The sequence below is a fragment of the Phytoactinopolyspora endophytica genome (assembly GCF_004138495.1).
Taxonomy (GTDB): Bacteria; Actinomycetota; Actinomycetes; order Jiangellales; family Jiangellaceae; genus Phytoactinopolyspora; species Phytoactinopolyspora endophytica.
The window spans coordinates 541,311-541,720 of record NZ_ML142851.1; the positions used below are offsets into that span (position 1 = coordinate 541,311).

General features: G+C 62.7%; 1 protein-coding gene. It reads right to left on the bottom strand.

What is annotated here, in order from left to right; translation table 11 throughout:
• Positions 1-375 (bottom strand): tetratricopeptide repeat protein (locus ELR45_RS37240; protein ID WP_240759284.1); only part of this gene is annotated, 375 nt, incomplete at its 3' end.
• Between the last annotated feature and the right edge of the window lie 35 nt (positions 376-410).

The window sequence follows — 410 nt, forward strand, 5'->3', positions numbered from 1 at the left end:
GAGGTTGTGTAGTGATGCGGCCAGGTCAGGCGCATAGGTAGATGGGTTTGCTTGGGCTAGCTGGCGTCGGGTCGTGGCTGCCTCTTCGATGGCCGTCAGTGCGTCCTGCTGCTGTCCGTTCTCGGCTAGCCGATTGGACTGGTTGTGTAGTGATGCGGCCAGGTCGGGCTCGTACATGAGTGGGTACGCTTCGGCTAGTCGCCGATGGATGGCGATCGCTTCCTCGATGGCAGCCATCGCCTCTTGCCTCCGGCCATTCTCGGCCAGTCGGACGGAGAGGTTGTGCCGTAAATCGGCCAGTCTGGGCTCGTAGGTCGCAGGGTTCGTTTCGGCTAGTCGCCGATGGATGGCGATCGCTTCCTCGATGGCAGCCATCGCTTCCTGCGTCCGGCCGTTCTCGGCCAGTCGGA